Annotated in this window: 8 protein-coding genes; 3 read left to right on the top strand and 5 right to left on the bottom strand. The window is 55.6% G+C overall.

What is annotated here, in order from left to right; genetic code table 11:
* Nucleotides 1-306 precede the first annotated feature (306 nt).
* The 3 genes from CA54_RS01815 to CA54_RS01805 are packed head-to-tail and all read left to right on the top strand — an operon-like array spanning nucleotide 307 to nucleotide 7,192.
* The gene (locus CA54_RS01815; protein WP_146369169.1) at nucleotides 307-3,708 is read left to right on the top strand and encodes a transglutaminase family protein; all 3,402 of its coding nucleotides are present in this window, start codon (nucleotides 307-309) and stop codon (nucleotides 3,706-3,708) included.
* 35 nt (nucleotides 3,709-3,743) lie between these two features.
* Nucleotides 3,744-6,311 carry a circularly permuted type 2 ATP-grasp protein gene (locus tag CA54_RS01810; protein WP_146369168.1) on the top strand — a complete coding sequence of 856 codons (2,568 nt, stop codon included), beginning with the start codon at nucleotides 3,744-3,746 and terminating at the stop codon, nucleotides 6,309-6,311.
* Nucleotides 6,308-7,192: a transglutaminase family protein gene (locus CA54_RS01805; protein ID WP_146369167.1), complete on the top strand. Its 885-nt coding sequence runs from the start codon at nucleotides 6,308-6,310 to the stop codon at nucleotides 7,190-7,192. Before CA54_RS01810 ends, CA54_RS01805 begins: the two co-directional genes overlap by 4 nt.
* A gap of 154 nt (nucleotides 7,193-7,346) precedes the next feature.
* Here the strand turns inward: CA54_RS01805 and CA54_RS01800 are convergent, their stop codons facing one another.
* The 5 genes from CA54_RS01800 to CA54_RS01780 form a co-directional block, all read right to left on the bottom strand.
* Nucleotides 7,347-7,679, bottom strand: coding sequence for a response regulator transcription factor (locus CA54_RS01800; protein ID WP_146369166.1), 333 nt, complete (start codon nucleotides 7,677-7,679; stop codon nucleotides 7,347-7,349).
* 29 nt (nucleotides 7,680-7,708) lie between these two features.
* The gene (locus CA54_RS30125) at nucleotides 7,709-7,870 is read right to left on the bottom strand and encodes an ATP-binding protein (protein WP_390815384.1); all 162 of its coding nucleotides are present in this window, start codon (nucleotides 7,868-7,870) and stop codon (nucleotides 7,709-7,711) included.
* 501 nt (nucleotides 7,871-8,371) lie between these two features.
* Entirely contained in the window at nucleotides 8,372-9,037 is a 666-nt protein-coding gene (locus CA54_RS01790; RefSeq protein WP_146369164.1) for a carbonic anhydrase, read from the bottom strand.
* A gap of 184 nt (nucleotides 9,038-9,221) precedes the next feature.
* Nucleotides 9,222-10,091, bottom strand: coding sequence for an aldo/keto reductase (locus CA54_RS01785; RefSeq protein WP_146369163.1), 870 nt, complete (start codon nucleotides 10,089-10,091; stop codon nucleotides 9,222-9,224).
* 46 nt (nucleotides 10,092-10,137) lie between these two features.
* The gene (locus CA54_RS01780) at nucleotides 10,138-11,448 is read right to left on the bottom strand and encodes a sulfatase-like hydrolase/transferase (RefSeq protein WP_197532125.1); all 1,311 of its coding nucleotides are present in this window, start codon (nucleotides 11,446-11,448) and stop codon (nucleotides 10,138-10,140) included.
* Nucleotides 11,449-11,518 lie beyond the last annotated feature (70 nt).

The raw sequence follows: 11,518 nt of genomic DNA, 5'->3' as shown, positions 1-11,518 counted from the left end.
AGGACACAGAGAGAGTTCGGGCACGGTGACGGAAGTGGTTGAGTTGATTGATGAGTATAGAAGTTGCGTGTTTTGTTCGATGAGGAGGTTTTACGGGATTCGCCGCGAAGCGTTTCTCTGCGGCCTCGGCGTTCTCTGTGGCTAAAATCTGTGCGCGAGACCGCTAGAACGTAACTTCCCAAGTCGACGGCTTGCCGTCGCGAACAACAAAGCACTATCTGAAAATGGATTGCCGGTAGATACAGACGGAGCGCATTTGAGAGTATAAGAAACCAGTCGTAGGCATCCGTTGAACGGACAACTGAAATGATACGCGTTGCACTGAACCACAAATCCATTTATGAGTACGATCGCGCCGTCGAGATGAACCCTCACGTCGTGCGACTGCGGCCCGCGCCGCATTGCCGTACGCCGATTAACAGCTATTCGCTGCGGGTACTCCCTGGCAAGCATTTTCTCAACTGGCAACAAGATCCTCACAGCAACCATTTGGCGCGGCTGATCTTCAATGGAGAGACCACGCTGTTCGAAGTGGAAGTCGATCTGGTCGCGGAGATGACGGTCGTTAATCCGTTCGATTTCTTTCTCGAACCGGATGCGGAAATGTTTCCATTCAAATATGAGGAATCGCTGGCTAAGGATCTGTTGCCATTCCTGCACGTTCATCCTGCGGGCCCGGAATTGACGGCGCTGTTCGAGTCGGTCGACATGACTCCGACGAAGACGATCGACTTCATTGTTGATCTGAACCGGCGTCTGCAACAGATCGTGAGTTACGTCGTCCGGTTGGAGCATGGCGTGCAAACCCCGGAGGAAACTTTAGAGTTGGGCAGCGGATCCTGCCGGGACAGTGCGTGGTTGATGGTTCAACTATTACGGCGATTGGGGTTGGCCGCACGCTTCGTCTCGGGATATTTGATTCAACTCAAGCCGGATGTCGAATCGCTGGATGGTCCCTCGGGCGCTACAGAGGACTTTACCGATCTGCATGCCTGGGCGGAGGTCTATCTACCGGGCGCCGGTTGGATTGGATTAGATCCTACGTCGGGTTTGTTGGCCGGCGAAGGCCACATTCCGCTGGCGTGTACGCCCGAACCCATCAATGCGGCGCCAATTACCGGATCCATCGGGGAATGCGAAGTCACATTCCGGCATGAGATGACCGTCACGCGCGTCCACGAAGACCCCCGCGTCACTAAACCGTATAGCGATGCTGAGTGGCAGCGGATCGAAGCGACCGGCCATGAGGTCGACGAACTGTTGAATCAAGGGGATGTGCGGCTGACCATGGGGGGCGAACCGACGTTTGTGTCGATCGACGACATGGATGGCGACGAATGGAAGACCGCCGCTATCGGGCCGAACAAACGCCGCCTCGCGGGCAATCTGATCAGTCGTTTGCGTGAACGCTATGCTGACGGAGGATTGATTCATTACGGACAGGGCAAATGGTATCCCGGCGAACCATTGCCCCGCTGGGCACTGACTTGCATGTGGAGAACGGACGGCCAACCGATGTGGGACAACACCGCACTGTTGGCTGATCCGAATCAAGACTACGGGCACACGGTCGAACATGCAGAACAGTTTTCGGCGGCGTTGGCGAAACGACTCGACGTCAATCCCGAACACATTGCGCCGGCGTACGAAGATGCCATGTATTATGTCTGGAAAGAGCGGCGGCTGGCGGTGAATACCGAAGTTCATAAAGCCGATTTGGAAGACAAAGAGGAACGCGCACGGTTGGCCCGCGTGTTTGGGCAGGGACTCACTGCAAAGGTGGGTTGTGTGCTGCCGTTGGTCCATCAATGGTGGAATGCTCAACCGCGCTGGTTGAGCGGTCAGTGGCCGGTCCGTCCCGAACAGATGTTTTTAGTCCCGGGTGATTCGCCCATGGGGCTACGTTTGCCGTTGGATTCGTTACCGGTTGAAGGGCCGGGGGACTATGTTTCGGTGCCGGTTGTTCCGTTTGAGCCTTCCAAACAACTTCCCGATTTCGAATTCTTTCGCCAAAACTACTCGGCCCGCCTCAATTCTCAATCGACTCGTGCACGGACGCGCGACCACGCGCTCCAGCCAGTCGGACCGGGAGGTGAACTCTCGGAATCCGCTGAGAATTCCTCAGAGGACAATTCGTCACCTGAGGAGCAGCCCCCCCACAACGACATCACGCGGAAAGAATACGAGAGCGGAATTGTCCGCACCGCTATGTGTTTTGAAGTACGCAACGGGGTTTTGCATGTGTTCATGCCTCCGGTGGACCGTTTGGAAGATTATCTCGATCTGATTACGGCGATCGAACAGACCGCCGCTGAACTTGAGATGCCGGTGATCATCGAGGGTTACTTGCCGCCGTCCGATTATCGGTTGCAACACGTGAAGGTCACGCCCGATCCGGGGGTGATCGAGGTGAATGTGCAACCGGCCGAGAATTGGCCGGAGTTGGTTTCCATCGCTTCGGGGATTTATGAGGATGCCCGTTTGTCGCGGTTGGGGACCGAAAAATTTGACGTCGATGGCACGCACACCGGTACGGGAGGCGGTAACCATGTGGTCATGGGGGCGCTGACACCGGCGGACAGTCCGTTTTTGCGGCGTCCCGATTTGCTGCGAAGCTTAGTGGCGTATTGGCACAATCATCCCTCGTTGTCGTATCTGTTTTCAGGGCGATTTATTGGTCCGACGAGCCAAGCGCCGCGGGTGGATGAAGGCCGCGGCGATGCGACTTACGAATTGCAGATCGCGTTCGAACAAATTCCGGAAAAGGGTCCCTGTCCCCCCTGGTTGGTCGACCGCGTTTTTCGGCATTTGCTGGTGGATCTGACTGGCAACACGCACCGCGCCGAGTTTTGCATCGACAAACTGTATTCGCCCGACAGTGCGACGGGACGCTTGGGATTAGTGGAGTTTCGCGCCTTTGAGATGCCCCCGCATTGGCAAATGAGTCTCACACAACAGTTGTTGTTGCGAGCATTGGTCGCACGGTTTTGGGAAAAACCTTATCAGGCGAAGCTGATGGACTGGTACCGCTCGATTCATGATCGCTGGATGTTGCCGCATTTCATTCGGCAGGATTTCAACGATGTGATTGAAGAAACAGCAGTGGCTGGGATTTCATTGGACGCGGATTGGTTTGCGCCGCACTTTGAGTTTCGTTTTCCGGTCATCGGTGAAATGGAGCAAATGGGGATTTCGCTGGAACTGCGGACCGCTGTGGAACCGTGGTACGTGCTGGGTGAAGAACCGGCTGGCGGCGCTACGGCCCGCTACGTCGATTCGTCCGTACAACGACTGCAGGTCAAGGCACGGGGCATGTTCGATGCGCGTCACGTGATCACGTGCAACGGACGCAAGGTGCCTTTGCATCCCACCGGCACAGCGGGCGAATTTGTGGCCGGTGTGCGGTATCGGGCTTGGCAACCACCGAATTGCCTCCATCCTACAATTCCTGTCGATGAGCCGTTGGTGTTCGATGTGTTGGATACATGGTTGGGCCGTTCGGTCGGTGGTTGTAAGTACCACGTCGGACATCCCGGCGGTCGGAATCCGGATGATTTCCCTGTCAATGCGTATGAAGCGGAGGGCCGCCGTGCTTCTCGGTTCTTTAAGATGGGGCATACCGGCGGAGCAACAACGATTCCAGACGACGAGCAGAACGAAGTGTTTCCGTTTACGCTTGACCTTCGCCGAAATCGCGTCAAAGTATAGACTTCCGATTTATTTCGATTAGCGAATCGGGCGTCATGGTACAACTTCAGGAACCGAACGACATCGTGCCCACATCCCCTCTGTCCGTGAACGGTCTGATTCAAAATTACGCGCCGCCTGGCGGGGCTTATGATGAATTTATTGCCGCTAATGGAACTCCGCGCGCACATACCCGCGGCTTTTTGGATTCCATCAATGGAATCGGCCGTGAAGAATTTGCGCGGCGTTGGCAGCAAGCGCAGCGGACGGTGCAGGCCAATGACTTTGCGTTTGGCGGCTATGCTACGCCCGAAGACAAGTTGCGGCCGTGGGAGCTGGATGCGATTCCGCTCATGATATCCGCAGCGGAATGGGATAAGGTTTCCGTGGCGCTGACACAACGCGCCCGGTTGCTGAACCTGGTCCTGCAGGATTTGTACGGTGAGCAAACACTCGTTAAGCAAGGGTTATTGCCGCCGGAATTGTTGTACGCGCATCCGGGATTTTTGCGTCCGTATCACGGACAACTGAATCCGTCCCAGCACATGCTCCACTTTTATGCAGCGGATTTGGCGCGTTCGCCCAACGGAGAATGGTGGATACTGGCGGACCGAACGGAAGCTCCCTCGGGGCTGGGATATGCCTTGGAAAACCGTATCGTCGTCTCGCGGATGTTGCCGGACATTTTTCATCGCTGTCAGGTCGAGCGGTTGGCTCCGTTTTTTATCGCGGCCCAAGAGACATTGCACAGTCTTGCTCCGCAACATACGGAAAACCCGCGGGTGGTGTTGCTGAGCCATGGACCGACGAGCCTAAACTATTTTGAAGATTCCTATCTGGCTCGCTATCTGGAGTACACCCTGGTCGAAGGGGGTGATCTGGCCGTGCGGAACGACCAAGTCATGCTCAAGACTTTGGGCGGATTGCTGCCGGTCGATGTGATCCTGCGGCGGCAGAACAGCAGTGATTGTGATCCGTTGGAGTTGGGATCGAAGTCGGGGCTGGGTATTGCCGGGTTGCGACAGTCGACGCGTAACGGCACGGTGGGCGTTGCCAATGCCTTGGGGAGCGGGCTGGTCGAATCCGTGGCGTTTATGGCATTCATGCCGCGGTTATGCCAACTGTTGCTCGGCGAGGAACTGTTGATCCCCGGCGTGGCGTCGTGGTGGTGTGGACAACCGGACGGTTTGGCACACGTACTGAAAAACCTGGACAAACTGATTATTCAGCCGGCGTTTCGCAATCGTGGAAAAGATGGCCCCACGCGCGAGGCGTTGGCGAATATGTCCTCAACGGAGTTAGCGAACACGATCAAAGCCAATCCGGTGCAATTCGCGGCCCAGGAGAAGGTAGCCCGTTCCACGGTTCCCATTTGGAGGCGTGATCTGCATCCGGCCTATTTGGCGTTGCGGGGCTATTTGGTGACGGATGGCGAGAAATATACAGTCATGCAAGGGGCATTGGCCCGCACGTCCTCAGCGCTCGATCCGCTCGAACTGTCGGTTCGCAAGGGAGAAGGCAGCAAGGACGTTTGGATCTTAGCCGACGGACCGGTCGATCAGGTGACCCTGTTGGAAGAACCGGGCCGGGCCATTACGCTGCGGCGCAGCGGAGCCGAGCTTCCCAGTCGAACGGCCGACAACTTTTTTTGGCTGGGACGTCAAATGGAACGCGCCGAGGCAACGGCGCGACTGTTGCGATCCGCAGCAAGCCGGCTCAGCGGCGAAACGCGGTCCACCAGCGACGTGGAAGTCCCGGTGCTGCTTAGATGTTTGGCGGACCAGGGCCAAATCGAACCGGGTTATGCCATCAACAAAATGCGCGGCCAACTGCCGGCGATTGAATACGATTTGCCGATGGCGGTCTTCGATTCTTCGCAGCCCTCCTGCTTGCGTTCGATCTTGGACGAAGTCTATCGGTTGGGGGCAATCGTACGCGATCGCATTTCGCTCGATACCTGGCGAATTATTCACGGCATCGACGAAGATTTTCGCCCAGCCGAACATGGGACGACGACCCTGTCGGACTTGTTGGCGATGACCGACGAGTTGATTGCCAAATTCGCGGCGTTTAGCGGGGTGATCATGGAGAGCATGACACGTACGCAGGCGTTTCATTTCCTGGAATTGGGACGGCGGCTGGAACGTTCGTTGCAGATCATCAGCTTGGTGAAAAACTGTTTCATCCCCATGCCGGAATTTCCTGGGCCGGTTTTAGGAACTGTTCTGGAGGTTGCCGACAGCCTGATGACGTATCGCGCGCGCTATCTGGCCAACCGGCAGTTGGCGGCAGTCCTCGATCTGGTGCTCACGGACGAAACGAATCCGCGTGCGCTGGCGTTTCAGTTTGTGCAGTTGGTTGAACATGTGGAACAGTTGCCGCGCGATAAAACCTCGCCCGATTACGCAGCCGAACAACGGTTGGCCATGTCGTTGCTGCATTCCGTCCGCCTGATGGATATTCAAGCCATCGCCGAAGTGCATGCGTTGGGCGATCATGAACCGTTGGAGCGACTGACGGCCGAATGGGAGTCCCAACTACCAAAACTTGCTGAAGCGATTTCGCATCGCTACCTTGTTCACGCAGCCCCATCTCACCAGCTTGCTGATATTAGCCCGCAGTGAATTACCACATCACCCACACCACGAAATATATGTACTCCGAAGCGGTACCGGTGTGCCATAACTTGGTGCATCTCGCTCCGCGGACGATGTCCAACCAAGTCCCTGACGAATTCCGTCTGTTGATTCATCCCGAGCCATTCTCGGTGAGTTATGGCAGGGATTACTTCGGCAATAACGTCTCCTATTTTTCGATTTATCAAACGCATCGCGGTCTGACCGTTACGGCGACGAGCGACGTGGCGGTTTCCGCTGCCCCGGAATATAATCCCGACGACACGGCCTCGTGGGAGCACGTGGCGGCCCAGTTGAAGACGGACCGGTCGGCCGACGTACTCGATGCGTATCAGTATGTGTTTGATTCGTCGAGTATTCAGCGTTTCCCAGAATTAGCGGAGTACGTCAAGCTATCGTTTCCCTCAGGGCGACCGATTTTGGCGGGCGTGATCGACTTAACTGCACGGATCTACAACGACTTCACTTATGATCCCCGGGCGACGACGGTCCACACGCCGATCCGGGAAGTCTTTGAACAACGCCATGGCGTTTGCCAAGATTTCGCTCATTTGCAAATCGGCTGTCTGCGCTCGATTGGCTTAGCGGCGCGCTATGTGAGCGGCTATTTGAGAACCGAGCCGCCGCCGGGGAAACCGCGACTGGTGGGCTCGGACGCGTCGCATGCCTGGCTAGCGGTGTATTGTGGAGATGTCGGCTGGGTCGGCATCGATCCCACGAACAATGTCTTGGCTTCGACCGATCACATCACAGTCGGATGGGGACGCGAGTACAACGACGTCTGTCCGATTCAAGGCATCATCATTGGCGGTGGCGAGCACCGTATGAGCGTCGAGGTCGATGTTGTTCCGCCCGAAGTAACAAGCTGATGCCGCTCCCAACAACATTTGTCATTCGCACTGCAGCGCGGTGTGAAAACGCAGTGATCGAGTTAGCCTTCCCCGACCGATGTGACGTTCTATACTGAGAGACGCCGCCGCATTCTATATGATTGGCCAACCGCGAAATGCGTGAGGATCTGCTTCAATGCAGGCCGTAGCGGCTCATTTTATAATGCAGCGTCCGCACACTGACCCCGAGTGCTTTTGCGGTTTGTTCGCGGTGGCAGTCGGAGGCGGCCAATGCAGCTTGAATGGCATCCTTTTCGGCATCTTCGGCGACTTCCGTCAGCGAGCGGATACGCGTTGGGGCGGCCGTGGAGACGAGGCGGTAATCCCCCTCGTCAAATATTTCTAGCGCATGGTGGACGTCCCGAGCGGTGGCAATGACGTCCGCCTCTTTCATGAGGCCATTGGCCAAACCGGAGCGAATGTTGGGTTCGTCATCGACAATTAATATGTTGAATCCGTCGTGCATAGCTGCGTGAAATTCCGTCAAAAAATGCCTTAACCCAACGGAAGCGTGATGGTGAAGGTGGTTCCTTCATCTCCACTGCGAAAATCGAGGCTGCCACGGTGTTGGCGGATGATCTTGTCACACAACGCAAGTCCCATGCCAGTCCCATGATATTGCGCAGCGATTCTTGCGATGAGCGGTAAGCTCGCCACAGTAACACGACCGCAATACCAGTCACAATCAGATTCAGTACGACGAGGATTGTTAGGCGAAATTGCCAGCGAAGTTCACCGGCCAGTTCTTCGGCAGAGGTCTCGGGGCGCCGGCGGGTAGGAGTTGGATCAGATTTTGAACAATCTCTTGTTACCGCAGATAAACGACCATGATCCAAACGGTGACGGCTAAGGAGACGACGCTTAGCGTCAATAGACCGACGATCGCTAGCCGATAAGTTCTATCATTTTCTGTAGATTGGACTTCGAACATCGAGTCTCATCTAAAGACTATGGGATGTGTCAGTCAGCAGTCCAAGTGGGCACTTCTATTATAGTCCCGCGGCATGACATTTTGCGGGAAGTCATTGCGCGTCTTGTCATCAACGAGCAAGCGAATCAGACAACGACTCCGGTGTAGATCCTATGCATTGTTACACAGAATTGGGTCGGTGAGGAGTACGCAAAGAGCGAAGCATGCCGCTGGAATTCAATCCACCTTTAAATGGGGGGGAGCGACCAGTCGGATTGGTTTTGGGGCCGTTCCACATCTTCGACCGGCAGGAACTGACTCTTGTCAGGATTAAAAGCGAACACATCGCCTGTCTCAAACTTGTAGACCCAGCCATGCAGTTTGAGGTCGTTGCGACTCAGTGCGGCTGCCACTGTTGGATGGGTACGTAGGTTTTCGAGTTGGACGAGCACGTTTTCTTCGACAGTCAGTGTCAGTCGTTTTTCGGGGTCGGTGATATGCGTATAATTTTCTTCGACGATGCGGCGTGTCGCTTCGGCGTGATCCAAATAGGCCTTAACGGCCGGCATTTTTTCGATGCTCGCTTGGTCCAACAGTCCACTCATTGCCCCGCAGTGAGAGTGTCCGCAGATAATGATGTCCTTCACCTTGAGAGCATTGATAGCATATTCAATCGTTGCCGCCTCTCCCCCCATGACTGCACCGTAGGGGGGCACGATGTTGCCCGCAGTCCGTTGGATAAACAGTTCCCCCGGTTTCGTCTGGGTGAGCCAATTGGGGTCGATGCGGGAGTCGGAGCAGGTGATGAATAACGCCAGCGGTTTCTGTCCGTCCACGAGTGTCTCAAACAGCCGTTGGTTCTGGCTGAACAAACTTCGTTGGAAACGGTGAATACCTTCGATCAATTTTTGCATGACTGTCTCCCGTTGAAAATTGCTCTCGTGCCGCTTCTCGACATGCAGAAAGTTGCATGCATCCTGCAAATATCTGCACTCTTTGTCGGGGGAGGTGAACGGATCTTCACCCATTCGTTGGATTATATCAGATGGCTAGAGGCAAAAAAGGGGGGAGACGGTGGTTCGGCTGCCAGTTCAACGATTATTTAGGCAGGGCATTCAGTGCTTGGTCGACGTGTGACTGGTTGCGGGCGCCGATGAGGACGGACGTAATACCCGGTTGGCTGAATGTCCAGGAGAGCGCCAGTTCAATCATGCTGCGACCGGTCCGTTCGGACTCAGCCCGCAATTCGTCCAAAACGCTGAACCCACGCTCAGTGAAATAAATGGGTTGATGGCCGGGAATCACGTCGAAGCGGGTTCCGGCGGGGACCTCACCGTCGCGGCTGTATTTGCCCGTGAGAAATCCGGCGGCCAATGGGCTGTAGCTGATCACACCGATCTGTTGTTCGGCACACAACGGCAGCAGGTCGGTTTCGATATCGCGTTGCACGAGATTGTAGGGCGGCTGCACCGATTCCATTCGCGCACCACCGGACGCTTGGGTGATTTCCAATGCGTCGCGTAATTGTGCAGCCGTCCAATTGCTGCAACCGAGATAGCGCACCTTGCCTTGATCGACCAAGGCGGATAACGCCGCCAGTGTCTCTTCCAGCGGCGTCTCGTTGTCCCAACTGTGCAATTGAAACAGATCAATGCAGTCGGTCTGCAACCGTTGCAGGCTCTCTTCGGCGGAGGAGAGGACCCGCTGTCGGGTGAGCGTGCCGGAGACCTTTGTGGCTAAGACGATCTTGTCTCGCACACCACGGTCGGCGATCCATTCACCGAGGACAGTCTCCGAGGCGCCGGCGGCGTATGCTTCAGCTGTGTCGTAGAGAGTGATTCCCTGTTCGTAGGCATGATCGAGAATCGTGAATGAGGTCTCTCGGTCAATCTCGCGACCGAATGTCACGCAGCCCATCCCGATGGTGCTGACTTTCAAATCCGTGTTGCCGATCGCTCGATATTGCACGTTGCGTTCCTTGTTCGGGCAGAAAAATTGCGTACTGATGGGGATGTCAGCGATCGAATTGAAGTAACGATTGCCCTTCGCTGGGCATCGACTGCAGTGCGGCTGCCAATTTCTTTTTGGCAGCAGCGGCAGCACTGCCCACTTCGATTTGTTGTATGGGAGATTTCTCAAGCACGTCATTCGCGACGTCATAAAACCGACCGTCGCCGTACAGTTTCCAGCGTTGGTCGCGGACGAAGCGGCTCGGCGTGGTTCTTTCCGGTCGCGAACAATAGTAGCAATAGATCCATTCTCGCGGCGTTCCGGTTTGGCCCTGCAATTGCGGCCAAAAACTACGCCCATCCAGTCCGTCAGGAACGGGTGCTCCGACGGCCTGTAAAGTGGTGGGGAGCATATCGGAGAAGTCGACAAGATCCTCGCACACGCTTCCTACAGGGACGGTTCCGGGCTGCAGTGCGACCAGTGCCACGCGTGTTCCGGCGTCGGTCATCAGTCCCTTTCCCCCTTGGATCGCGCGACCGTTGAGCTGTGACGTGATTTTTTTGTTCGTTCCATTGTCGCCGACAAAAAGGATCAAAGTCCGCTCGGCAATATCCAGTTCTTCTGTCGTGGTGACAATCCGTCCCACGAGTTTGTCCATATAGGCAACCATGTCCTCAAAATTGCGTTGCTTTTTCTTTTTATTGGATGACTGGCTATCGGGCGTTGGTACAAACGGGTTGTGGACGAGAATCATGGGGTAATACACAAAGAATGGTTCGTCCTTTGAGCGTTTCATAAAATCAATCAGATAGTCGCAAGCCACCTCGGGTCCGTAGTGACTTTTGTCGAATTGGCGGTTCTTGCCATCGATCTGCAACAAGGGCGCTTTGTACCGCTCTCCCAGGCGATCGACTTGCCACAAACAGAAGTTCTCGAACCCCGCATCCCCGGGCAGCGTCCCTTGGCCGCGGAAGCGCGGCTTGTAGTGCTCCGCGCCATACAACTGCCATTTGCCGGCCACGGCTGTCCGAAATCCTGCATGGCCGAAGTAATCGCCGATTGTTTTTTGACTTTTGTTGAGCACCGAGAACGCCGAATAGTTGCGGGCATTGGACAGGCCCGTCATCAGTTTTACGCGACTTGGTGTGCAGAGCGGTTGTGAATAGCAATGCGTAAACCGCATTCCCTGCGCGGCCATCGCATCGATATTTGGTGTGCTGTATTGCCGACTGCCGTAACAGCCGAAGCATTCGTAGCCGATGTCGTCGGCCATGATCAGAATCACATTGGTCCGCGGCGTCTGCTCAGCAGCTGCGGCCATTGAAGCCGAAATGGTGGCTACAATCAGGCAAGCCATGCTGGGGGCGATTCGCATCGTCGATCCCTTTCACTCACAACGGGAAGTACAAAGTATCCATCTGGATTAGCATACCCAGAGAGTGAGC

The organism is Symmachiella macrocystis, from assembly GCF_007860075.1.
GTDB lineage: Bacteria > Planctomycetota > Planctomycetia > Planctomycetales > Planctomycetaceae > Symmachiella > Symmachiella macrocystis.
The sequence above is the reverse complement of the archived record's forward strand: the minus strand, read 5'-3'. Positions and strand labels throughout refer to the sequence as shown.